Origin of the sequence: Actinomadura sp. NBRC 104425 (assembly GCF_030269545.1) — a bacterium.
GTDB lineage: Bacteria > Actinomycetota > Actinomycetes > Streptosporangiales > Streptosporangiaceae > Spirillospora > Spirillospora keratinilytica.
On record NZ_BSTN01000004.1, the window covers coordinates 281,959 to 306,415 of the forward strand.

General features: G+C 72.7%; 20 protein-coding genes. 17 read left to right on the forward strand and 3 right to left on the reverse strand.

All coding sequences use genetic code 11. The features are described 5' to 3' along the window. Positions 1-87 precede the first annotated feature (87 nt). From QSK22_RS09115 to paaZ, 16 genes are all read left to right on the forward strand, one after another. A complete protein-coding gene (locus QSK22_RS09115) occupies positions 88-1,035 on the forward strand; it encodes a glycine betaine ABC transporter substrate-binding protein (protein ID WP_285493580.1) in 948 nt (315 codons plus the stop codon). Positions 1,036-1,049: 14 nt separating this feature from the next. Then, entirely contained in the window at positions 1,050-1,562 is a 513-nt protein-coding gene (gene fae / locus QSK22_RS09120) for a formaldehyde-activating enzyme (RefSeq protein ID WP_285493581.1), read from the forward strand. Continuing rightward, entirely contained in the window at positions 1,559-2,674 is a 1,116-nt protein-coding gene (locus QSK22_RS09125; protein ID WP_285493582.1) for a mandelate racemase/muconate lactonizing enzyme family protein, read from the forward strand. The genes fae and QSK22_RS09125 overlap by 4 nt, the downstream gene beginning before the upstream one ends. 1 nt (position 2,675) lies before the next feature. Continuing rightward, positions 2,676-4,178: an aldehyde dehydrogenase gene (locus QSK22_RS09130; protein ID WP_285493583.1), complete on the forward strand. Its 1,503-nt coding sequence runs from the start codon at positions 2,676-2,678 to the stop codon at positions 4,176-4,178. Further along, on the forward strand, positions 4,175-5,074 hold the full coding sequence (locus QSK22_RS09135) for an NAD(P)-dependent oxidoreductase (protein WP_285493584.1): 900 nt from the start codon (positions 4,175-4,177) through the stop codon (positions 5,072-5,074). The genes QSK22_RS09130 and QSK22_RS09135 overlap by 4 nt, the downstream gene beginning before the upstream one ends. Positions 5,075-5,110: 36 nt before the next feature. After that, positions 5,111-6,250 carry an iron-containing alcohol dehydrogenase family protein gene (locus QSK22_RS09140; protein ID WP_285493585.1) on the forward strand — a complete coding sequence of 380 codons (1,140 nt, stop codon included), beginning with the start codon at positions 5,111-5,113 and terminating at the stop codon, positions 6,248-6,250. A gap of 15 nt (positions 6,251-6,265) precedes the next feature. Then, a complete protein-coding gene (locus tag QSK22_RS09145) occupies positions 6,266-7,702 on the forward strand; it encodes an NAD-dependent succinate-semialdehyde dehydrogenase (protein ID WP_285493586.1) in 1,437 nt (478 codons plus the stop codon). A 1,258-nt stretch (positions 7,703-8,960) separates the two neighbouring features. Continuing rightward, positions 8,961-10,688, forward strand: coding sequence for a 2,3-epoxybenzoyl-CoA dihydrolase (boxC, locus tag QSK22_RS09150; protein WP_285493587.1), 1,728 nt, complete (start codon positions 8,961-8,963; stop codon positions 10,686-10,688). Between the two features lie 3 nt (positions 10,689-10,691). Next, entirely contained in the window at positions 10,692-12,110 is a 1,419-nt protein-coding gene (gene boxB, locus QSK22_RS09155) for a benzoyl-CoA 2,3-epoxidase subunit BoxB (protein ID WP_285493588.1), read from the forward strand. A gap of 18 nt (positions 12,111-12,128) precedes the next feature. Then, a complete protein-coding gene (locus QSK22_RS09160) occupies positions 12,129-13,703 on the forward strand; it encodes a benzoate-CoA ligase family protein (protein WP_285493589.1) in 1,575 nt (524 codons plus the stop codon). A gap of 71 nt (positions 13,704-13,774) precedes the next feature. Next, positions 13,775-14,794 carry an NAD(P)/FAD-dependent oxidoreductase gene (locus tag QSK22_RS09165; RefSeq protein WP_285493590.1) on the forward strand — a complete coding sequence of 340 codons (1,020 nt, stop codon included), beginning with the start codon at positions 13,775-13,777 and terminating at the stop codon, positions 14,792-14,794. Positions 14,795-14,846: 52 nt separating this feature from the next. After that, the gene (fdxA, locus tag QSK22_RS09170) at positions 14,847-15,197 is read left to right on the forward strand and encodes a ferredoxin (RefSeq protein WP_285493591.1); all 351 of its coding nucleotides are present in this window, start codon (positions 14,847-14,849) and stop codon (positions 15,195-15,197) included. Beyond that, positions 15,197-15,490, forward strand: a complete 294-nt coding sequence (locus QSK22_RS09175; RefSeq protein WP_285493593.1) for a hypothetical protein — start codon at positions 15,197-15,199, stop codon at positions 15,488-15,490. The genes fdxA and QSK22_RS09175 overlap by 1 nt, the downstream gene beginning before the upstream one ends. Positions 15,491-15,509: 19 nt before the next feature. Further along, a complete protein-coding gene (locus tag QSK22_RS09180; protein WP_285493594.1) occupies positions 15,510-16,991 on the forward strand; it encodes a 3-hydroxyacyl-CoA dehydrogenase in 1,482 nt (493 codons plus the stop codon). A 34-nt stretch (positions 16,992-17,025) separates the two neighbouring features. After that, the gene (locus QSK22_RS09185; RefSeq protein ID WP_285493595.1) at positions 17,026-17,769 is read left to right on the forward strand and encodes an enoyl-CoA hydratase/isomerase family protein; all 744 of its coding nucleotides are present in this window, start codon (positions 17,026-17,028) and stop codon (positions 17,767-17,769) included. After that, positions 17,766-19,313 (forward strand): phenylacetic acid degradation bifunctional protein PaaZ, encoded by a 1,548-nt coding sequence (gene paaZ / locus QSK22_RS09190; protein WP_285493596.1) that lies wholly within the window; start codon positions 17,766-17,768, stop codon positions 19,311-19,313. Before QSK22_RS09185 ends, paaZ begins: the two co-directional genes overlap by 4 nt. A 3-nt stretch (positions 19,314-19,316) precedes the next feature. Here the strand turns inward: paaZ and QSK22_RS09195 are convergent, their stop codons facing one another. From QSK22_RS09195 to QSK22_RS09205, 3 genes are all read right to left on the reverse strand, one after another. Then, entirely contained in the window at positions 19,317-20,183 is an 867-nt protein-coding gene (locus tag QSK22_RS09195) for a PaaX family transcriptional regulator (RefSeq protein ID WP_285493597.1), read from the reverse strand. Between the two features lie 269 nt (positions 20,184-20,452). Further along, on the reverse strand, positions 20,453-21,895 hold the full coding sequence (locus tag QSK22_RS09200; RefSeq protein ID WP_285493599.1) for a serine/threonine-protein kinase: 1,443 nt from the start codon (positions 21,893-21,895) through the stop codon (positions 20,453-20,455). Further along, positions 21,892-23,358 (reverse strand): serine/threonine-protein kinase, encoded by a 1,467-nt coding sequence (locus tag QSK22_RS09205; RefSeq protein ID WP_285493600.1) that lies wholly within the window; start codon positions 23,356-23,358, stop codon positions 21,892-21,894. The genes QSK22_RS09200 and QSK22_RS09205 overlap by 4 nt, the downstream gene beginning before the upstream one ends. Before the next feature lie 262 nt (positions 23,359-23,620). Between QSK22_RS09205 and QSK22_RS09210 the strand changes: the two genes are divergently transcribed. Beyond that, positions 23,621-24,442, forward strand: coding sequence for an SAM-dependent methyltransferase (locus QSK22_RS09210; RefSeq protein ID WP_285493601.1), 822 nt, complete (start codon positions 23,621-23,623; stop codon positions 24,440-24,442). The last annotated feature ends 15 nt before the right edge of the window (positions 24,443-24,457 follow it).

A 24,457-nucleotide genomic window follows, 5' to 3' on the forward strand; every position in this document is an offset into this window, starting at 1 on the left:
CCCGAGGGCGTGCGAACCCGGGGGGTCTGCGGCCCCCGTCACTCCGATTCCTGTCCCACCCCACTCAGGAGTTCCACCATGTCCGCAATGTCCAAGAGGATCGCGGTGCTGGCTGCGCTGCCCGGCCTGCTGCTGACCGCCTGCGGCGGCTCGCCCACGACCGCCGAGCAGGGCAGCCTCGGCTCGGAGCTGAAAGGCGCCACCTTCACGGTCGGCTCCAAGGACTTCACCGAGTCGATCATCCTCGGTCACATCACGATGGACCTGCTGCGCGCGCACGGCGCCAACGTCAACGACAAGACCAACATCAAGGGCTCCACCAACACCAGGACCGCCCTGACCACCGGCAACGTCGACATGTACTGGGAGTACACCGGCACCGCGTGGGTGACCTACCTCAAGCACACCGAGCCGATGGCCGACCCCGCCAAGCAGTACCAGGCGGTCGCCAAGGAGGACCTGGACGCCAACAAGATCGTCTGGAGCAAGCCGGCGCCGCTCAACAACACCTACGCCTTCGCCATCCGCAAGGAGAAGGCCGCCGAACTCGGCGTGAGCAAGCTGTCCGACCTGGCCGCGCTCGTCCAGAACAAGCCGAACGAGGCCACCTTCTGCATCGAGAGCGAGTTCTCCACCCGCGACGACGGCTGGCCCGGCATGACGAAGGCGTACGGCATCCAGGTGCCCAAGTCCAACGTCAAGATGCTCGACACCGGCCTCATCTACAGCGAGACCAAGAAGGGGAGCACCTGCAACTTCGGGGAGGTCTTCGCCACCGACGGCCGGATCGCCTCCATGGGCCTCACCGTGCTGCAGGACGACCGCAAGTACTTCCCCGTCTACAACGCGGCGCTGACCCTCCGGCAGGACACCGCCACCAAGTACCCGCAGATCCAGCGGTTCCTGGACCCGGTGGCGGCCAAGCTCGACGACAACACCATGCGGCAGCTCAACGCCAAGGTGGACGCCGACGGCCTGGAGGCCGACCAGGTCGCCCACGAGTGGCTGGTCGAGAACGGATTCGTCAAGAAGTGAGCGGAGTTGAGAACATGAGCGACATACAGATCGGGGAGAGCTTCATCGGCGAGGGCTCCGAGGCCGCCCACATCAACACGGTGCTCGGGTCGCGCAGCGGCCCCGCCGGGACCGCCTGGGCCACCGCGCTGGCCGCGCCGCGGTCGGGGCACGTCCCGTTCGTGGCCGTGCTCAAGCCCGGCGTGCCGGCCAAGCCCGTCACCCTGTTCGTCAACAAGGCGCCCATCGAGTCGCCGGAGCACGCCGACCTGACCTGGGGCGCGGCCCAGGCGGGCGTGGCGGCCGGGGTGATGGACGCCGTGGCCGAGGGCGTGGTGCCCGAGTCCGCCGCCGACGACCTGGTGCTCATCGCCGCCGTGTGGGTCAATCCGAAGGCCGCCGACGCCGACCTGGTGTACGCCAACAACCGCGAGGCCACCCGGACGGCGCTGCGCGCCGGGGCCGCCGGCCTGCCGACCGTCGACGAGGCGCTCGCCGCCCGGCACGCGCCGTCCAACCCCTTCTACACGCCCTCGGGGGACGCGTGAAGATCACTGCCATTCGCCTGGACCGGATGCGGCTGCCGCTGGAGCCGCCGTTCCACGCCGCCTGGGACCCCGTCCCGCGGACCTGGTTCGACGCCACCCTCGTCACCGTGGAGACCGACGAGGGCGTGGTCGGATACGGCTCGGGCGACACCATGGACGGGTTCGAGGCCCACGAGCACCTGTTCCTCGGCCGCGATCCGATGGCGATCGTCAACCACGTCAAGACACTTGAGACGATCAACTTCCACGCCGGGCGCTACTGGCCGCTGGAGGCCGCGCTCTGGGACATCATCGGCAAGGTCAGCGGGCTGACCGTGGCGGGCCTGTTCGGCGGCACCGCCGACCGGCTGCCGGCCTACGCCTCGTTCGGCGAGCTGCGCCCGCCCGCCGAGCGCGCCGAGGCGGCGCTGGCCGCCAAGGAGGCGGGCTTCCGCGCGATGAAGATCCGGGTGGCGCGGGACCGGCTGGCCGAGGGCCTGGCCGCGGTCCGCGCGACCCGGGAGGCGGTCGGCCCGGACATCGCGCTGATGGTCGACCTCAACCAGTCCTGGCGGATGTCCGGGGACATCGAGCCCGCCCTGGACCTTGCGTCGGTGCGCGCGTTCGCCGCCGAGCTGGCCGAGCTGAACGTGCTGTGGCTGGAGGAGCCGCTGCCGCAGTACGACATCGACGGGGCGCGCATGGTCCGCGCGCACACCGGCGTGCGGGTGGCGGGCGGCGAGATGGTCCGCACCATGCCCGAGCTGCTGCACCTGCTCGAATCCGACGCGCTCGACGTCTACCAGCCCGACGTCGTGCTGTCGGTCGGCATGCTGCGGGCCCGGACGATCGCCGAGCTGGCGTTCGCCAAGCACCGCTGGTTCACCCCGCACACCTGGAGCAACGGCCTGGGCGTCCTGGCCAACCTGCACGTCGTCGCCGGCGTCGGCGGCGGCCCGTACGTCGAGTTCCCCTACGACCCGCCGGGCTGGACCCCGGAACGCAGGGACTTCTTCCTCGCCGAACCGCTGCAGGTGGACGCCGACGGCTACCTGAACGTGCCCGCCGCGCCGGGCCTGGGAGCCGAGATCGATCACGACGCGGTGCGCCGCTGGGCGAGAAAGGGGGCGTGACATGCCGGAGCACGAGACCGCGGATCACTGGCGCGAGCGGGCGGCCGGGATCGCGCCGCGGACCGAACTGTTCATCGACGGCGCCTTCACACCGGCCGGCGACGGCGCGACGTTCGCGTCCATCGGCCCGCGGGACGGGCGGGAGCTGGCACGGATCTCCGCCGCGGGCGAGCAGGACGTGGACCGGGCCGTGCGGGCGGCGCACGCCGCCTTCGAGGACGGCCGGTGGTCGCAGGCGGCGCCCCGCCACCGCAAGCGGGTCCTGCTGCGGCTGAGCGAGCTGATGCGCGAGAACCTGCGGGAACTGGCGCTGCTGGAGACGTTGGACGTCGGCAAGCCCATCGCCGAGTCGCTCCGGGTCGACGTGCCCGGCGCCGCCGACTGCCTGCGCTGGTACGCCGAGGCGATCGACAAGACCTACGACGAGATCGCGCCCACCGGGCCCGGCGCCCTGGCCACGGTCACCCGCGAGCCGCTGGGCGTGGTCGGCGCGGTCGTGCCGTGGAACTACCCGCTGATCATTACCGCGTGGAAGATCGCGCCGGCGCTGGCGATGGGGAACTCGGTGGTGCTCAAGCCGGCCGAGCAGTCGTCCCTGTCGGCGCTGCTGCTGGCCGAGCTCGCGGCCGAGGCGGGCGTCCCCGACGGCGTCCTGAACGTCGTGCCGGGCCTCGGGCCGGTCGCCGGGCGGGCGCTGGGCCGCCACCCGCTGGTCGACAAGATCGCCTTCACCGGGTCGCCGCGCACCGGCCGCGCGTTCCTGGAGTACGCCGGGCAGTCCAACGGCAAGCAGGTCGCGCTCGAACTCGGCGGCAAGTCGCCGCAGATCGTGTTCGCCGACGCGGCGGACCTGCGGGCCGCGGCCGAGGCGGTGGCCTGGGGCATCTTCTACAACGCCGGGCAGACCTGCAACGCGGGCTCGCGGCTGCTGGCCGACGAGCGCATCGCCGACGAACTGCTCGCCGAGGTGGTCAAGACGGCCGAGTCGATCAAGGTCGGCGACCCCCTCGACCCGGCGACGCAGATGGGGCCCATCGTCAGCCGGGAGCAGCTCGACCGCGTCCTCGACTACGTCGACATCGGCCGCGCCGAGGGCCGCCTGGTCACCGGCGGCGACCGCGTCACCGCCGGGACGGACGGCTACTTCATCGCCCCCACCGTCTTCGACGGCGTCGACAACACCGCGCGGATCGCCCAGGAGGAGATCTTCGGCCCGGTGCTCACCGTCACCAGGTTCGCCTCCGAGGAGCAGGCCGTGCGGCTGGCCAACGACACCCGCTACGGCCTGGCCGCGAGCGTGTGGACCTCGCGGCTGACCACGGCGCACAGGGTCGCGGCCGCGGTGCGCGCCGGGACGGTCTGGGTCAACACCTTCGACGCCAGCGACGTCATCACCCCCTTCGGCGGTTTCAAGGAGTCCGGGAGCGGGCGGGACAAGTCCCTGCACGCGCTGGACGCCTACTCCGCCCTCAAGACCACCTGGATCGACCTGGAGAGCTCGTGAAGATCGGTTTCATCGGCCTGGGCAACATGGGCGGCCCGATGGCCCGCAACCTGCTCAAGGCCGGATACGACCTGGCCGTCCACGACATCCGCCGCGAGGCCGCCGAGCCCCACCTGCGGCTCGGCGCGACCTGGGCCGACGCGCCCGCCGAGGCCGGCAAGGGCAGGGACGCGGTCATCACCATGCTGCCCACCCCCCGCCACGTCGAGTCGGTGCTGCTGGGGCCGGACGGCCTGCTCGCCGCGATGGAGCCCGGCTCGGTCTGGATCGACATGTCGACGTCCGTGCCGGAGGTCGCCGACCGGGTGCGGGCGCTCGCCGCGGGCCGCGACGTCCAGGTCCTGGACGCCCCGGTGTCGGGAATGGCCGCCGGCGCCCGCTCCGGCACGCTGCAGATCTTCGTTGGCGGCGACCGGGAGACCTACGAGCGGGTCCGCCCGATCCTGCACGTGCTCGGCGACCCCGAGCGCGTCATCCCGGTCGGCGGCCACGGCGCGGGCTACACCGTCAAACTCATGATCAACCTGCTGTGGTTCGCGCACCTGGTGGCCACCACCGAGGTCCTGACGATCGGCACCGCGGCGGGCGTGGACCTCGGCGTGCTCCGCGAGGCGCTGCTGGCCAGCCCGGCGGCCAGCAACTTCATCGACCGGGACGTGCTGTCGGTGCTGCGCGACGGCGACTACGACGAGTCCTTCGCGCTCGCGCTCGCCTGCAAGGACCTCGGCCTGGCGGTCGACCTGGCCCGCGACGTCAAGGTGCCCGCCGAACTGTCCGCGCTGGTGGAGCAGGTCTACCGCCGGGCCCGGCGGGCCTACGGCGACCTGGCCGGGGAGATGGCGCCCATGAAGCTCTGGGAGGATCTGCTCGGCGCGCCGCTCCGCCTGCCCGCCTGAACGCCCCTCCACCCGTCTTCGCCCAAGGAAAAGATCATGTCGCTTTCGCTCACGCTCGCCCCGACACCCACCGCGCACCTCGGCGCCGGCGCGGTCGCCATGCTCGGCGAACTCGCCGGGACCCGCCGGGTGCTGGTCGTCACCGACGCCGGCATCGCCGCCACGCCCGTGCTGCCCGCCGTGCTCGACGCCCTGTCCGGCACCGAGACCGCCGTCTTCACCGGAGTCCACGCCAACCCCACCACCGACGACATCGCAGCGGGCGCCGACGCCGCCCGGGAGGCCGACGCGCAGGTCGTCGTCGCCGTCGGCGGCGGTTCGTCCATCGACGCCGCCAAGGGCATCGCGCTGGCGGCGGTCAACCCGCAGCGGGGCCGGGACCTGGACTACAGCAACGACTTCGCCGAACCCGCCCTCCCGATCATCGCCGTGCCCACCACGGCGGGCACCGGGGCCGAGACCAACGGCTTCGGGGTCATCACCGACGTCGAGGCGCACCGCAAGTTCTACGTGGGGCACGCCACGGCGGTGCCCGCGGCGGCCGTCCTGGACCCCGAACTGACCGTCGGCCTGCCGCCCGGCCCGACCGCGGCGACCGGGATGGACGCCCTCACCCACGCGCTGGAGTCCTACTCCTCAGTCCGCGCGAACCCCTGGGCGGACGGGATCGCGCTGCAGGTCATCCGCATGGTCTCCCAGAACCTGCCCGCCGCCTGCCGGGACGGCGGCGACCTGGAGGCGCGCACCCAGATGCTGCTCGCCTCGCACATGGCCGGCATCGGCATGGGCACCACCGGCCTGGGCATCTGCCACGGCATCGGACACCCGCTGGGCGGCCGCTTCGACATCGCGCACGGCGTCGCCCTGACCATGCTGCTGCCGCACGTCCTGCGCTTCAACCTGCCGGTGCGGCTCGACCGCACCGCCCAGGTGGCCTTCGCCCTCGGCGTCGGCGACACCGGCAAGAGCACCGAGTGGAACGCCGAGGCCGCGATCGACGCGGTGCGCCGCCTGGCCGCCGAGGTGGGGCTGACCGGCAGGCTCGGCGACCACGGAGTGAGCGAGGACGACTTCGACCAGCTCGCCGAGGACGCACTCGACGACGAGGTCATGGCGAACACCCCGCGCCGGCCCACCGCAGACGAGATCCGCACCATCCTCGCCGCCGCGAGCTGACCCACCGGACACCAGATGGACACGCAACCGCAGACGCACGGCCTGTTCATCGGCGGGACATGGCACCGCCCGGGCCCGACCTTCGAGGTATCCGATCCGGCCACCGGCCGCACCGTGGCCGAGGTCTCCGACGCCGGACCCGGCGACGCCCTCGCCGCGCTGGACGCCGCCGCGCAGGCGCAGCCGGACTGGGCCGGCACGCCGCCGCGCGAACGCGCCGAGATCCTGCGCCGCGCCTTCGACCTGCTGGTGGCGCGGACGGAGGAGTTCGCCGAGCTCGCCACCCTGGAGATGGGCCGTCCGCTCGCCGAATCACGGGCCGAGGTGGCCTACGCGGCCGAGTTCCTGCGCTGGTTCGCCGAAGAGGCGGTCCGCATCGCGGGGGAGCACCGCACCGCCCCGGGCGGCGACTTCCGCATCGTCACCGCCCGCCGGCCGGTCGGCCCCTGCTATCTGATCACCCCGTGGAACTTCCCGCTGGCGATGATCACCCGGAAGGTCGGCCCCGCGCTGGCGGCCGGCTGCACGGTCGTCATCAAGCCCGCCGAGGCGACCCCGCTGTGCGCGCTCGCCCTCGCCTCCCTGCTCGCCGAGGCCGGGGTGCCCGCCGGTGTGGTCAACGTGCTGCCGACCCTGGACCCGGGACCGGTCACCACCGCGCTGCTGGCCGATGAGCGGCTCCGCAAACTGTCGTTCACCGGTTCCACCGAGGTCGGCCGGATGCTCCTGGCGCAGAGCGCGCCGGGCGTCCTGCGCACCTCGATGGAGCTCGGCGGCAACGCCCCGTTCCTGGTCTTCGACGACGCCGACATCGAGGCGGCGGCCGACGGGGCGCTGGTGGCCAAGATGCGCAACGCCGGGCAGTCCTGCGTCGCCGCCAACCGCTTCATCGTGCACCGGGCCGTCGCCGCGGACTTCGCCGAGGCGCTCCGCGCCCGCATGGCGCCGCTGCGGCTCGGCCCCGGCAGCGACCCCGCCTCCCAGGTCGGGCCGCTGATCGACGAGGCGGCCCGCACCAGGATCCACGGCCTGGTCACCGACGCGGCGGACAAGGGCGCCAAGGTTCTGCTCGGCGGCGAGATCCCCGCGGGTCCCGGCGCGTTCTACCCGCCCACGCTTTTGGTGGACGTGCCCCCGGACGCCGCCCTGCTGCACCGGGAGATCTTCGGACCGGTCGCCGCGATCACCGTGCAGCCCGACGAGGAGGCCATGGTGGAGGCGGCCAACGCCACCGCCGCCGGGCTGGTCGCCTTCGCCTACACCCGGGACCTGCAGCGGGCCTTCCGCGTCGGGGACCGGCTGGAGGCCGGCATGGTCGGCCTGAACCGCGGCCTGGTCTCCAATGCCGCCGCCCCGTTCGGCGGTATCAAGCAGTCCGGCCTCGGCCGCGAGGGCGGCTTCGAGGGGATCGACGAATACCTGGAGGTCAAATACATGGCGATCCAGGCCTGACCGGCCGGCAAGGCCGTCGCGGGACGCTCCGGCAAGCCTGCTCCGAACGCCCTCCGCCGTCACACAACCTGATGGGGCCGTCTCGTTCCACAGAACGGGCCCCGAGCGGGAAGGTGATGGCCACACGGATGCTCGGGGCAGGCTGCAGGGCGTTCCGGACCAGCGGCCGGTGGCCCGAGACACCAGGTGGCGGCGACGACGAGTGGGGCCGCGCCGAATCCGCCGAGGGCTGAGGCCCGACGCGGTCATGAGCGGGTCAGGGGCGGCGTCAGCCGATGAGACAGCGGCCGAGGTGAATGTTGCTCCGAACGGCCGTACCCCAGGGCCAGTGCGCTTGACACCGCCGCCGCAACCGGCCCCTCGCGATCGCCACCGCGGCGACGCGATCGCGCACCGACGGGGCCGCCAACACACGACCGCCACTACGCGGCCGCTCCACAGCCCACCACGCCGCAAGCCCGCTGCACGTTCGAAACGTGGTCAACCCCGGCCCGCCTGCGCATCCCGGAACAGGGAACCGCGCACGGCGCTGAACGTCCCAGAAGCAATCCACCACGCGACCATCCGCAGACCGCCGCGGGAACGGCACCGCCGTCCGCCAAAGGATCTCGGCGCGCTCGAACCTCCCGCGGGCCCTCGATCGCTGCCGCCACATCCAGCACCGTGTGGCATGCACGTCGCAAAGCATCTCGATCCTTCAGCGGATCCTCGGCCCGGCGGGTCGACTCGTCAGCCGCCATCGACACGTCCACCAGGCGGCGCACCCCCCAAGAGTGCAGCAGCGCCAACCCCGGCAGAAGCGCCAGCCCGCCCTCCCGTTGGTAGGGAACCAGTCGGCCTGACGGTGGACGATCGGATCCTGCTGCCGACACAGCTGACCGGACCCCAGGAGCGCTACAAGCTGCGGGCACTGTCGGCGCGATCACATGCACTGGCGCGGCGACCCTGGCGGTGGCGGCCGAAGGACAGGCTGGGGGAGCCGCTGCCGAAGGCGTTGCGCGTCAACGTACACGTCGGTGCGCGAGTCGAAGACCTCCTTGTACACCGGCGAGGCCACCGTCGGCACGCCCGCACCTGCGTCGCACCGCGCCCGCCGCTCCGACAGTCCGGCACCAGGCCGTGTCCGGTGTCCGCGGCCAGGTGTCCGAGCAGCATGCAGGGATGGCCCGCAACCGATCGACTTGCTACGAACTCTTGACGCTCCTGTAGAAGAATGTAGAGTATCGGCCATCCCAGACGACATGAGAGGGCCTCCCTGATGACCAGCTTGGCCAGCGAACCCACCACTCGGGCGGATGGCGATGCGAATGGGACTCCCGCCCCGCAGGAGCGAGTCGAGTTCCGCACCGAACCGTCCCGCTACCGCCACTGGCGGCTCACGTTCGACGGCTCCGTTGCGACGCTCACCATGGACGTGGACGAACATGGAGGGCTGGTTCCGGGCTACGAACTGAAGCTGAACTCCTATGACCTCGGCGTCGACATCGAGCTCTACGACGCGGTGCAGCGGCTGCGCTTCGAGCACCCCGAGGTCCGCGCCGTGGTGATCACCGGCGGCAAGGAGAAGGTGTTCTGCGCGGGCGCCAACATCCGGATGCTGGCGGCCTCGCCGCACTGGTGGAAGGTGAACTTCTGCAAGTTCACCAACGAGACCCGCAACGGCATCGAGGACGCCTCGGCGAACTCCGGGCAGACCTACCTGGCCGCGCTCAACGGCACCGCCTCGGGCGGCGGTTACGAGCTGGCGCTGGCCTGCGAGCACATCATGCTGGTCGACGACCGCTCCTCGATGGTGTCCCTGCCCGAGCTGCCGCTGCTGGGCGTCCTGCCGGGCACCGGAGGGCTCACGCGCGTCGTCGACAAGCGGCATGTGCGGCGTGACCTGGCCGACTACTTCTCCACCAAGGCCGAGGGCGTCGGCGGCAAGAAGGCCGAGGCGTGGCGGCTGGTCGACGAGGCCGTGCCGCGCACCGCCTGGGCCGAGACCGTCGCCAAGCGGGCCGCGGAGTTCGCCGCCCGCTCCGACCGCCCGGCCGGCGCGCGCGGGATCGAGCTGACCCCGCTGGCCAAGACCCGCACCGACGACCACATCGGCTACCGCTACGTCAGCGCCGCACTGGACCGCGGCCGCGGCGTCGTGGAGATCACCCTGCTCGGCCCGGACGGCGACGCCCCGGCCGACCTCGCCGGCCTGCACGCCCAGGGCGCCGACTTCTGGACCCTCGCCCTGACCCGCGAGCTGGACGACCTGATCCTCGACCTGCGCACCAACGAGATCGAGCTGGGCACCTGGATCATCCGCACCCGCGGCGACGCCGCCCGCGTGCTCGACCACGACGCGCTGCTGCTGGACAACTCCGGCGACTGGCTGGCCCGCGAGATCGTGCTGTACCTCAAGCGGACCCTGAAGCGGCTGGACGTGACGAGCCGCAGCATCATCGCCCTCATCGAGCCCGGCAGCTGCTTCGCCGGCTCGCTGCTGGAGACGGCGCTGGCCGCCGACCGCTCCTTCCACCTGGCGGGCGTGTTCGAGGAGATCGACCCCGACGCCGACCCGGCCGCGATCGTCCTCGGCCCGATGAACTTCGGCCCCCTGCCGATGGGCAACGACCTGACCCGCCTGGCCACCCGCTTCCACGGCGACCCCGAGGGGCTGGCCGCGGTGCAGGACGCGCAGGGCCGTCCGCTGCAGGCCGAGGAGGCCGAGCGGCTCGGCCTGGTCACCTTCGCGCCCGACGACATCGACTGGGACGAGGAGGTGCGCATCGCCGTCGAGGAGCGGGCCAGCTTCAGCCCGGACGCCCTGACCGGCATGGAGGCGAACTACCGCTTCGCCGGGCCCGAGACCATCGAAACCAAGATCTTCGGCCGGCTGTCCGCCTGGCAGAACTGGATCTTCAACCGTCCCAACGCCTCCGGACCCGACGGCGCGCTGCGCAAGTTCGGGACCGGGCAGCGCGCCACCTTCGACAGCAAGCGAGTGTGACCCATGGCCATCGCCGCTGACTACACCGAGAAGATCCCCAACAACGTCGACCTGCACGAGGACCGGCGCCTGCAGCGGGCCCTGGAGTCCTGGCAGCCGAACTTCCTGTCCTGGTGGGACTCGATGGGCCCCGCCCTGCCGACCCGCGACGTCTACCTGCGCACCGCCGTCAACGTGGGACGCGAGGGCTGGGCGCACTTCGGCCACGTCGCGATGCGCGACTACCGCTGGGGCATCTTCCTCGCCGACCGCAAACCGGACCGGCGCATCGCCTTCGGCCGGCACAAGGGCGAGCCGGTATGGCAGCAGGTGCCCGGCGAGTACCGCGCCGACCTGCAGCGCCTCATCGTCATCCAGGGCGACACCGAGCCCGCGTCCGTCGAGCAGCAGCGCCATCTCGGCGCGACCGCCCCCAGCCTGTACGACCTGCGCAACCTGTTCCAGGTGAACGTGGAGGAGGGCCGCCACCTGTGGGCGATGGTCTACCTCCTGCACGCCTACTTCGGACGCGAGGGCCGCGAAGAGGCGGAACTGCTGCTGCACCGGAACTCCGGCAGCGAGGAGTCGCCGCGCATCCTCGGCGCCTTCAACGAGGAGACGCCCGACTGGCTCTCCTTCTTCATGTTCACCTACTTCACCGACCGGGACGGCAAGTACCAGCTGGGGACGCTGAAGGAGTCGGCGTTCGACCCGCTCAGCCGCACCTGCGAGTTCATGCTGAAGGAGGAGTCGCACCACATGTTCGTCGGCACCACCGGCATCGACCGGGTGGTGCAGCGGACCGTCGAGCTGATGCTCGAACACGACACCGACGACGTCGTCGCGCACGGCGGCATCCCGCTGGACATCATCCAGAAGTACCTGAACTTCCACTTCTCGGTGTCGCTGGACCTGTTCGGCTCGGAGACCTCGACGAACGTCGCCAACTACTTCACCGCGGGGCTCAAGGGGCGCTGGGCGGAGGAGCGCCGCAGGGACGACCACGTGCTGACCGACGACTCGATCATGGTTGATGCGATCGTCGACGGGAAGCCGGGGCAGACCGAGGTCGCGGCCCTGGTGGGGCTCAACACCGACCTGCGCCGCGAGTACATCGGCGACTGCCAGAACGGCGTCAACCGGTGGAACCGCATCCTGGAGGAGGCGGGCATCGACCGGCGGCTCAAACTGCCGCACGTGGCGTTCAACCGCAAGGTCGGCGCGTTCGCCGACATCGAGGCGACCCCGGAGGGCGAGGTACTCTCGGCGGACGAGTGGGAGCGGCGCAAGGGCGAGTGGCTGCCCACCGAGGTGGACCGCACCCACGTCCGGTCGCTGATGCAGCCGGTCTACGAGCGCGGGAAGGTCGCCGCCTGGCTCGCCCCGCCCCGCCAGGGCATCAACGGCAAGCCCCTCGACTACGAATACGTCCACCTCGCCTGAAACCGGACGGCACAGTAGATGAGCGAATCCTTCAACGCCTGCCACTACCTGCTCGACCGCCACATCGAGCAGGGCGACGGCGGCCGCCTGGCGCTGTCCGGCGCCGGCGGTGACCTCACCTACGCGCAGCTGTACGAGAGGGTCCGCCGCACCGCGGCCGGGCTGCGCGGGATCGGCCTGCTGCCGGAGCAGCGGCTGGTGATGTACATGGCCGATTCGCCGGACTTCGTCACGGTGTTTCTGGCCGCGCTGCGGATCGGCGCCGTCCCGGTCCCGGTCTCCACGATGCTGCGCGCCGACGGCCTCGCCGAGCTGCTGCGCGACTCGCGGGCCGCGCTGCTCGCGGTGACGCGGGAGTTCGCCGCCGCCGGCGCCGAGGCCGCCGCGGCGGCGCCGGAGCTGGCCGGGGTGCTGGTCGGCAGCGGCGTCTCCATCACCACGCACCTGCCGGTGCACGCGCTGGACGACCTGGCCGCCGCCGAACCGGACGGCGACCCGTACCCGACCACGGCGGACTCGCCGGCGTTCTGGCTTTACACCTCCGGGACGACCGGCACGCCGAAGGCCGCGATGCACCGGCACGGCTCCGTCGAGGTGGTGTGCCGCACCTACGGCAGGCACGTGCTGGGCATCCGTCCGGACGACCGGTGCCTGTCGGCGGCCAAGGCGTTCTTCGCCTATGGCCTGGGCAACTCGGTGCTGTTCCCGCTGTCGGTCGGCGCGGCGACGATCCTGGAACCCGCGCCGTCTCGGCCGGAGCTGCTGGCCGAGCGGGCCCGCACCTGCGGCGCGACCCTGTTCTTCGCCGGGCCGACCTTCTTCGCCAACATGCTGCACGCCGGTCTGCCGCGCGGGGCGCTCGGCAGGGTGCGGCTGGCGACCTCGGCGGGCGAGGTGCTGCCCGCGTCGCTCTACCACCGCTGGACCGAGCACTTCGGCGTCGACATCCTCGACGGCATCGGCATGACCGAGATGCTGCACATCTTCATGTCCAACAGGCAGGGCGCGGTGCGGCCCGGCACCACCGGTGTGGCGGTGCCCGGGTACGACCTGCGGATCCTGGACGAGGAGGGCAACGAGGTCCCGCCCGGCACCCCCGGCACCCTGTACGTGCGGGGCGAGTCCACGGCGACCGGCTACTGGTCGCGCTACCGCGCGTCACGCGAGGTGTTCCAGGGCGAATGGCTGCGCACCGGCGACACCTACGTGCAGGACGCCGACGGCTACTACACCTGCCTCGGGCGCACCGGCGACATGCTGAAGGCGAGCGGCATCTGGGTGTCGCCGACCGAGGTGGAGGACCGGCTGTTGAAGCACGAGGCGGTCGCCCAGGCCGCGGTGGTCGCCGCCCTGGACGAGGACGGGCTGGAGAAACCCGTCGCCTACGTGGTGACCGAGGCCGGGGCGGCCGTCACCGAGGACGAGCTGATCGCGTTCTGCCGGGAGGGGTTGCCCGCGGTGAAGCGGCCCCGGCGGGTGGTGTTCATCGACAGCCTGCCGACCACCGCCACCGGCAAGGTCCGCCGGGTCGAGCTGCGCGCCCGCGCCGCCGGCGTGCTGGGCGGCCCGCACCGGGAGGCCGCGCTGTCATGAGCGGCCCTGCGATGACCGGACCCGACACGACAGGTCCCGTGACGACCGGCGCTGACACCACCGCTTCTGCGATGGCCGGTTCTCGGACGACAGGCTCTGCCGAGGCCGACATCGAACGCGACCTGCTGATCGTCGGCGCCGGCCCGGTCGGCCTGTACGCCGCCTACTACGCCGGGTTCCGGGGGCTGTCGGTCGCCGTGGTCGACTCCCTGCCGGAGATCGGCGGGCAGGTCACCGCGATGTACCCGGAGAAACCGATCTACGACGTCGCCGGGTTCCCCGCGGTCAGGGGCCGCGACCTGGTGGCCGGCCTGCTGGAGCAGGCCAGGCGGTTCACGCCGGCGTTCGTGCTCGGCCAGCGCGCCCAGACCCTGGAAAAGGATGCCGCCGGAGTGTTCACGGTGACCACCGACACCGGCACCCGCATCCGCTGCCGGGCCGTCGTGATCAGCGGCGGGATCGGCACCTTCACCCCGCGGCCCCTCCCGGCGGGGGAGGGCTGGCTGGGGCGCGGCCTGTCCTACTTCGTGCCCTCGCTGGAGGCGCACGCAGGCCAGGATGTGGTCGTGGTCGGCGGCGGCGACAGCGCCTGCGACTGGGCGCTGAGCCTGGAGCCGATCGCCCGCTCGGTCACGCTGGTGCACCGCCGCGCCGCGTTCCGGGCGCACGAGCACAGCGTGGCCCGGCTCCGCGCCTCGACGGTCGAGGTGATCACCGAGGCGCAGGTCACCGCCGTGCGCGGCGACCGCGCCGTCGAAAGCGTGGAGATCACCGGTCCCGGCGGGCGGATGACGCGTCCGGCGCAGGCGGTGATCGCGGCGCTCGGCTTCACCGCCAACCTGGGCCCGATCCGGCAGTGGGGGCTGGAGGTGGTCGGCAACCGCTACCTGGCGGTGGACACCACCATGGCCACCAGCGTCCCCGGCGTGTTCGCTGCCGGGGACATCACCGACTACCGCGGCAAGGTGCGGCTGATCTCGGTCGGCTTCGGCGAGGCGGCCACCGCCGTCAACAACGCCGCCGTCCTGATCAACCCGGAGGAGCAGCTGTTCCCCGGCCACTCCACCGACAGCGTCCCCGCGGTGGCCTGATGCACGTTCCGGCGGACCGCGGCCGCACCGACCGAACCGAGGAGGAAACGCCATGCCGTACGTCATCGCTGCGGCCTGCATCGACGTGATGGACCGCTCCTGCATGGAGGAGTGCCCGGTCGACTGCATCTACGAGGGGGAGCGCAAGCTCTACATCAACCCCGCCGAGTGCATCGACTGCGGCGCCTGCGAGCCGGTCTGCCCGGTCACGGCGATCAGCCAGGACCGGCGGGTCCCGGCCGACCAGCACGCCTTCGTCGCCGACAACGCCCGCTTCTTCGCCGAACCGCTGCCCGGCCGCGACGAGCCGCTCGGCATGCCCGGCGGCGCCTCGGTCACCGGCCCGCTCGGCGTCGACACCGAACTGGTCGCCTCCTACCGGGTCGCGGTCGGGGAGGGCTGATGCCGTCGCCTCCGGCGGCGCTGGTGACCGGAGACGCGCACGTCCCGGCCGTGCCTGGGCCCCCGGGCTGGGTGAGCGGATCGCCGGGGCGGCGGGGCGTCGCCTCCGGTGGTGCTGCCGGGGCGGCGGTGCTGGTGACGGGGGACGGGCACGTCCCTGCCGGGCACAGCGCCGTGAGCGTCCCGGCCGGGTTCAGGCCCGCCCCCGTGCCGGGGGAGCGGATCGCCGAGGCGGCGGAGCCGTACCGCGGCATGGCCGGACGCTACCGGGCCGGCCTGTGCCGCATCGGTTGAGGAGCCGGTGAGAGGAGACATGAAAGAAACCGTCGCCGTGGTGGGCACGGGCACGATGGGCGCGGGCATCGCGCAGGTCGCCGCGCTGGCGGGCCATCGGGTGCTGCTGCTGGACACCGCCCCCGGCGCCGCCGACCGCGCGGTGTTCGGCATCCGCGAGCAGGTCGGCAGGCTCGCGGCGCGCGGCAGGGTCGACGCCGATCCCGACGCGTTGGCACTGACTCCTGTCGACGGCGTCGGCGCGCTGGCGGACGCCCGGATCGTCATCGAGGCGATCGTGGAGGACCTCGACGCCAAACGCCGCCTGATCGCCGAACTGGAACCGGTGGTGGCGCCCGACTGCCTGCTGGCCAGCAACACCTCGTCGCTGTCGCCGACCGCGCTGGCGGCCGGCGCCGAGCGGCCCGAGCGGATCCTCGGCCTGCACTTCTTCAACCCGGTGCCGCGCATGCGCCTGGTCGAAGTGGTCGCGGGCGCCGACACCCGCGCCGAGGTCCTCGACCGGGCCGCCGACCTGGTCACCGCCTGGGGGAAGACCCCGGTGCGCTCCGCCCCGACGCCCGGGTTCATCGTCAACCGGATCGCCAGGCCGTACTACGCCGAGGCGTGGCGGCTGTGCGAGGAGCAGGCCGCCGCCCCGGAGGTCGTCGACGCCGTCCTGACCGGCGCCGGAGGCTTCCCCATGGGGCCGTTCGCGCTGATGGACTTGATCGGCCACGACGTCAACGAGGCCGTCACGCGGTCGGTGTGGTCGGCGTTCGCGCACGACCGGCGCTTCGAACCCTCGCAGGCGCAGCGGGCCCTGGTGGAGGCCGGACGGCTCGGCCGCAAGAGCGGCCGGGGCGTGTACCGCTACGGCCGCGACGCGCCCGTCCCGCAGGCGTGCGGCGCGCCGCCGGAACCGGCGCCGCTGGAAGTGACCGATCACGGCGCGGTCGCCCTGGGCACCCTGCTGTCCCGGGCGTCCGTCCCCGTCCTGGGCGGCGAGCGCGGCGACGGCACCGTCGAACTGCCCGGCGGCGCACTGCTGGTGCGCGGCACCGGTGTCACGGCCACCGCACTGGCCGTTGAGCACGGCGCCCCGGTGGTCGTCGTGGACCGGACGCTGGACGACGCCACCGCCACCGCGATCGCCATCGCACCGAGCGACTCCTGCCCCGCCGACGCCGTCGCGGCCGCGACCGGCCTGTTGCAGGCCGCCGGGCTCACGGTGCACGTCATCGACGACACGCCCGGTCTCATCGTCACCCGCACCGTCGCGATGCTGGTCAACCTGGCCGCCGACGCGCTGCAGCACGGCGTCGCCACCGCCGCCGACATCGACGCCGCCATGCGGCTGGGCGCCGGACACCCCCTCGGTCCGCTCGCCTGGGGCGACCGGTGGGGAGCGGGCACCGTCCACTCCGTCCTGACCGCCTTGCAGGACGCCTACGGCGACCCCCGCTACCGCCCGAGCCCGCTGCTGCGCCGCCGCGCCCTGAGCGGGCGATCACTGGCATGACCGCACACTCCGACATGCCCATGGAGGACACCCGATGACCGTGGTCCGGGTCGACCGCGAGGACCACCTGCTATGGGTCGGCCTCGACCGTCCGGCCAAGCACAACGCACTCGACCAGGCGATGGTCGCCGAACTGGAGGCGGTGCTGGACTCCGCCCGCCGCGGCGACCCGTGCGTCCTGATCGTGCACTCCACCACCCCCGGCATGTTCGCCGCGGGCGCCGACATCGCCGAACTGCGCGACCGCGACGCCGACGCGGCGCTGCTGGCCATCAACGCCGGCCTGTTCGACCGGCTGGAGGCGCACCGCTGGCCGACCATCGCGCTCGTCGACGGCCCCGCCTTCGGCGGCGGCTGCGAGCTGGCACTGGCCTGCGACTTGCGCATCGGCTCGGGCAACGCGCACTTCGCCCAGCCGGAGCCGTCGCTGGGCATCATCGCCGGCGCGGGCGCGAACTGGCGGCTGCCGCAGCTGGTCGGCCTGGCCACGGCCCGCCGCATGCTGTACGCCGGGGCGCGCCTGGACGCCGCGCAGGCCCTAAAGGCCGGCCTCCTCGACGAGGTCGTCGACGACCGCGACCGGCTGGTCGAGCGGGGCCGGGAACTGGCCGCGGCCATCGCCGAACGCTCCTGGCGCGCCCTGGAGCTCACCAAGCTCGCGCTGCGCAGCCGGCGGCCCGCGACCACGGCCTTCGACCTGGCCGCGCAGGCCCTGCTGTTCGACAGCGAGGACAAGCACACCCGGATGACGGCCTTCCTGGAGCGGAGAAACCGATGACGCCCGTACTTCGCAGCTACAGCCACGACACCTGGCAGGAGGGCGGCGGCCCCGCCAGACCCCTGCGCGACGCCGCCACCGGCGAGGTCGTGGCGCGGCTGCCCGCCACCGGTCCCGATCCGGCCGCGATGCTCGACCACGCGCGCCGGGTCGGCGGCCCCGCGCTGCGCGCCCTCACCTTCCAGCAGCGCGCGGCCATCCTCAAGGCGCTGGCCCGGCACCTGAGCGACCACGCCGCCGAGTTCGCCGAGCTCAGCACCAGAACCGGCGCGACCCGCCGGGACACCGCCGTCGACGTGCAGGGCGGCATCGGCACGCTCGCCGTCTACGCGAGCAAGGCCGCCGCGGAGCTGCCGGACGCGGTCGTGCTGGCGGACGGCCCGGTCGAGCCGCTGGGCCGCGGCGGCACGTTCGCGGGACGGCACGTGCTGGCGCCCAGGCTCGGCGCCGCGGTGCAGATCAACGCCTTCAACTTCCCCGTCTGGGGGATGCTGGAGAAGTTCGCACCGGCCTTCCTCGCCGGGATGCCGTCGGTGGTCAAGCCGGCCGGGCCGACCGCCTACCTCACCGAACTCGTGGTGCGCCGAATGACCGAGTCCGGGATGCTGCCCGAGGGGACGCTGTCGCTGCTGTGCGCGGGTCCCGCCGGGCTGCTGGAAGGCCTCACGGCGCAGGACACCCTCAGCTTCACCGGGTCGGCGGCGACCGCGCTGAAACTGCGCACCCACCCCGCCGTCGCGGGCCGCGCCGTGCCGTTCAACGCCGAGGCCGACTCCCTCAACTGCTCGGTCCTCGGTCCCGACGTGACGGCGGACGACCCGGAGTTCACGCTGTTCGTCGACCAGATCGTCACCGAGATGACCGTCAAGGCGGGCCAGAAGTGCACCGCGATCCGCCGCGCCTTCGTCCCGGCCGCGCTGGCCGACGCCGTCACCGAGGCGCTCGCCGAGCGCCTGCGCCGCATCGTCGTCGGCCATCCGGCGCGGCAGGACACCGACATGGGTCCGCTGGTCGGCCTGGACCAGCGGGAGGAGGTGCGCGCCGCCGTCGCCGGGCTGGCCGCCGAAGCGAAGATCGTCTTCGGTGATCCGCTCCGGGTCGACGCCGCCGGCGCCGATCCCGAGCGCGGCGCCTTCCTGTCTCCGATCCTGCTGCGCTGCGACGACCCGTCGGCCGCCGCGCCGCACGAGATCGAGGCGTTCGGCCCCGTCAGCACGCTGCTGCCCTACACCGGCCTGGACGAGGTCGCCGCGGCCGCCGCGCGGGGCGGGGGAAGCCTCGCGGGTTCGATCGTCACCGCCGACCCCCGGGTCGCGCGGACCCTGGTGGACGGCCTGGCCCCCTGGCACGGGCGGCTCCTGGTGCTGAACCGCGACGACGCCGCCGAGTCGACCGGGCACGGGGTGGCGATGCCGCAGCTCGTGCACGGCGGGCCGGGCCGGGCCGGCGGCGGCGAGGAACTCGGCGGGCTCCGCGCCCTGCACCACTACATGCGCCGCACCGCCGTGCAGGGGCACCCCGGGTTCCTGGCCGGCCTCGCCTGAGCCTCAGCTCCCGGCGGCCAGCGCCGCCCAGCGCCGCTGGGCGGCGTCATGCCAGGTCCGGTGCAGGTCCTCGAACACGTTGGCGGCGCGCAACCCGATCCAGTGCGGCGGCAGCAGCTCCAGCGGCAGCTGCGGGTCCAGGCCGGGGAAGCGGCGCCAGGCGTTCACCAGCCGGATCTGGGCCAGCAGCACCTGGTCGCCGGGATCGGGCCGCAGCCCGGCGAACTCGCGGACGAAGTCCTCGTAGGCGGCGGCCAGATCGTCCAGATGCCAGGCCTGCTCGACCATGGCGCGTTCGGACCCGATGCCGGCGAACGCCCCGCAGAACGAGAAGATCGCGGCGTCCAGGCCCAGGTCGTCCACCACCTGCTTGGCCTCGGCCTCCCGCGCGGTGTGCGGGCTGATCCACACGCCCGGCGCCGGGGTGCCCAGGCCGACCCAGCTCAGCTTGGTGCGCAGCCGGTGGCGCAGGTCGCGTTTGGACTCCGGGACGCTGACGAGCAGCACCAGCCAGCGCCCGTCCCAGGACCGGCGTTCGCGGCTGAAGGAGTAGATGCGTTCCGCGCCTTGGCGCAGCAGCACCCGGCCGTGGTCGGTCAGCGCCCAGCGGACCCGCCGCCCGGACCGCTGCGAGGTGATCCACCCGTCGGCCGCCAGCCGGTTCAGCGCCTGCCGGGCGGACCGCTCCTCGATCCCCAGACCGGTCGTGACCCGCAGCAGATCGGACGTCCACACCGGTTCGCCGTGCGGCAGGACGAACTCCCCGAACACGGTCAGCAGCAGGGAGCGGGCGCTGGTCGCGGCGGCCTGCTGCCGGCGGGTGTAGGACGGCACGGCCCCGCTCGCCGCCGCGCCCCGGTCACCCGCCATGGCCGACGGGTCCCTCCTCGGACGTTGATCGCCACCGAATCGCTGCCACGCGAATATACTACACGACAACAACGTTCTTGAATGTCAGTGTAGAACGATGTGGGAGGGTTCACACAACGGGCGCGTTTGCTGCATAGGCGGCATTTGAGCCGCGATTCATGCGCGGCCCTCGCGAAATCGCCACTGAATATAAGCTCATCCGATCACCCTGACCGGACGCGGGAGCCGCCGCCTGGTGACCCCGGCCGTGCCTGCCGCCGGCGTCGCGGTCAGCCCTCGCGGACGGCGGCCAGGACCTCCTTGGCGAGGGTGAGCGCGGCTTGCCGCGTTCTGCTCCTCATGTCATCGCCGTCGTACCGGGGCGCGTACTCGACGCTCACCCTGAGGTTGCTGAGCCTGAAACGGACGTTGGCCGACCTCTCCGAGTCCGCGACGAACGCCTCCTCGCCGAGCCCCGGCACGGCGGTCCCCACACGGTCGAGGTTCCTGCGCGTCACGCTCGTGGCGGACTCGGGGAATTCGGCGCCGTCCGCCTGCAAGTCGATGTCGAGACTCGCGAGCGAGTCCGCGGTGCGCCACCGGCAGAACCTGTGCCGGCCGCGGTCGCCAAGGGCGGACTCCTCGAGGACGGAGATCTCGGCCGGCAGGCTGCTCGGTCTCAGGCGGGCGCAGCGGGGCACCCGCTCGTACTCGCCGTCGTCGACGGCGTTGCGGACCAGCAGGACCCCGGCGATGACCGAGGCGGCGACGACGACCCCCGCGACCGCGCCGACCAGACGGCGGGCGTCCACCGGGCGGCGGCCGCGCGCGGGCAGCCGGGCCGTGTCCCGGGCCAACCGCACGGTCGCCGCATCGGGCCGGACCGCCCGCCACGTCGACCGGCCCCGCAGCACGGCGGCGACCTGCCCGGCGCTCTGCGGCCGGTCGCCGGGGTTCTTGGCGAGCAGTGCGGCGACCAGGCCGTCGAGGTCCTCGGGGGTCTCGGGGCGCAGCTCGCGCACGCGCGGAGGCGGGTCCAGCACGATCTTCTTGACCAGCGTCCCGACCGTGTCGGCGGCGAAGGGCGGACGGCCGGTGAGCATGACGAACAGGACGGCGCCGAGCGCGTACAGGTCGCCGCGCACGTCCGGCCGCGTCCCCTTCTCGAACCGCTCGGGCGGCATGTACGCGGGCGTGCCGACGATGCCGCTGCCGGTCAGGTCGGAGGTGCGGTCGGCGTACCGGGCGATGCCGAAGTCGAGGATCTTCACCCGGTTCCCGGGCAGCACCATGATGTTGGCGGGCTTGACGTCGCGGTGGACGACGCCCCGCCCGTGCGCCGCGTCCAGCGCCTCGGCGATCTGGGCGCCCAGCTCCCGGACCGTGCCCGGCGGCAGCCCGCGGTGGTGCTCCCGCATCACCGCCGCGAGGTCCCGCCCGGCCAGCAGCTCCATGACCAGGTACAGCCGCCCGCCGTCCCGGCCGGCGTCGTAGTGGACCGCGATCCCGTCGTGCTGGAGGCCCGCGGCGATCTCCGCCTCGCGCCGGAACCGCGCCACCGCGCGCTCGTCGCCGTCCGCGCCGTGCGGCTCGAAGGCGAGCAGCTTGATCGCCACGGCGCGGTTCAGCCGCAGGTCGACGGCCTCCCAGACCTCGCCCATCCCGCCGCGGCCGAGCCGCTTGCGCAGCCGGTAGCGCCCGGCGATGTCGGCCCCCGCCAACGGCCCGGTCATCGCGCGGCCATCCGGTTCGCCATGCCCCGGGCCGCCTCTTCCAGGAAGGCCCCGATGTCCTCCACACCGGCTCCCACATCGCGTTTCCCGTCGACCGTCACGGACGTCTGCCCGTAGTTGATGTGGAAGACCATGTTGCTGATCCGGAAGTACAGGGTTCCGGCGTCGTTCGAGCTCTCCACGCACGCTTCGTCGCCGATGCCGTGGATCGGCCTCTTCCCGGCGCATCCCAGGTAGCGGCGCACCCGCTCCGGACCCGACTTCAGCCCGTCGTGGTCGAGGATGAACATGGTGACGGTGAGCATCTGGTGGGAGCCCATCGGGGGGTCGGTCCGCCCCTGCCAATAGCAACTCGCCTGGGCGGCGCTCGGCCTGCTCGACACCGGGCCGGTCATATGCGCGGGGAGGTTGGCCGGCTTCACCTCGTCACACTGGGGAACGCCGGCGAACCGTCCGTCCTCGATGGGGAAGCCGCCGGGACTCCACAGGACGAAGAGGTAGGCGAGCAACGCCGCCCCGGGAAGCAGGCCCAGCCACCACCACCGGTTGCGCCGGCGGGTACGGGCGGAGGCTCCGATGTCTCCGGTGAGACGGCGCGTGGCGTGGAGGGTGCCGCCCGGCGGCCGGTGGGGGACCTGGGGGGCCGCCGCCGCACCGCGCAGGACGTCGGCGACCAAGCGGGCCTGTGCGGGACGGTCGGCGGGATTCTTGGCCAGGAGCGCCGCGACCAGCCGGTCGAGGTCGGCGGGGACCTCGGGCCGCAGATCGCGGACGCGCGGCGGTTCGGTGAGCAGGATCTCCTTGATCAGGGCGGGGGCGGTGTCCGCCTCGAAGGGCCTGCGCCCGGTCAGCATGAAGAACAGCACCGCCCCGAGCGCGTACAGATCGGTGCGCGCGTCGGGCGCCGCGTCGCCCTCGAACTGCTCGGGCGCCATGTACGACGGCGTGCCGATGGCCGCGCCGCCGGTCAGGTCCGAGGTCCGGTCGGCGTACCTGGCGATCCCGAAGTCGAGGATCTTGATTTTCTGGTCGGGGAGCACCATCACGTTCGCCGGCTTGACGTCGCGGTGGACGACGCCCCGCTCGTGCGCGGCGGCCAGCGCGTCGGCGATCTGCGCGGCCAGGTCGCACGCCAGGGCCGGCGGCATCCCGTGCGGGTGCGCCGCCATCACCGCCGCCAGATCCCGGCCGCGCAGCAGCTCCATCACCAGGAACAGCCGGCCGTCGTCGGCGTCGAAGTCGAACAGCACCGTGATCCCGGGGTGCCGCAGGCCTCCGGCGATTTCCGCCTCGCGCCGGAACCGCGCCACGGCGCGCTCGTCCGCCTCCGTCCCCCTGCTGAGGATCTTGACCGCCACGGGACGCCCCAAACGCAGGTCTGTCGCGCTCCAGACCTCGCCCATCCCGCCGGAGCCGAGCCTCGACTCCAGCCGGTACCGTCCTGCCAGCAGCCCACCGCGCAACCCGGCCCCCAGCCCTCGACCGCACCCCCGAGACTCGCCGATCAATGATCGTCTACCTCGGCGCCGTGGTTCAACGGCCCCTGCGCAGGCGTCATCAGCGACCGGGCCGCCGTCGGGATGCGGACCCGGCGGGTCGATCCGCCGGGCGGCGAGCCTTTCCGGACCCGATCGCGAAGACCGTCGGCCCGGCGATCACGCGGTGCCGGGGCGCGGTGACCATCTACACTTCGATGTGATCAACGGTGCTCCAGGAGAAGGACAGATGGTGGAAGAGGACAGGTCGCCGACGGTCATCGACACGACGAAGGCGAGCATCGCGCGCGTCTACGACGTCTTCCTCGGCGGCAAGGACAACTACGCGGTCGACCGGGAGGTCGCCGGGCAGGTCATCGACCAGATCCCGCAGACGCTGCGGTTCGCCCAGGATCACCGGGCGTGGTTGATCCGCGTGGTGCGCTTCCTGGTCAAGGCCGGGATCGACCAGTTCCTCGACTGCGGCTCCGGCCTGCCCACCGCCGAGAACACCCATCAGGTCGCGCAGCGCGGCAACCGCGACGCCCGCGTCGTGTACGTCGACATCGACCCGATCGTCGCCGCGCACGGCAGGGCGATGCTGGAGGAGAACGCCAACACCCGCCTGGTGGTCGGCGACCTGACCCGGCCCCGGGAGCTGTTCGCCAATCCGGCCATCAACGGCTTCCTGGACCTCTCCCGGCCGGTGGCGCTGATCCAGTGCGCGACCATCCACCACGTTTCGGACGAGCAGCGCCCGCACGACATCATGAGGGACTACATCGAGCTGCTCCCGTCCGGCTCCTACCTGGCGCTCACCCATTGGCACGATCCGGCGGACGGCAGCGAGGGCAGCCGGATCGCCCGCTACATCGAGGATGTGTTCAACAACAGCTCGATGGGGTCGGGCAGCTTCCGCAGCCGCGAGGAGATCCAGGCGTTCTTCGACGGGCTGGAGATGGTCGAGCCGGGCCTGACGCTGCTGCGCGACTGGTGGCCGGACGGCCCGAACCTCACCCCCGCCGACGGGGTGGACCACATCGTCCTCGCCGGCGTCGGCCGCAAGCCCTGAGCCTCCCGCCCGCCG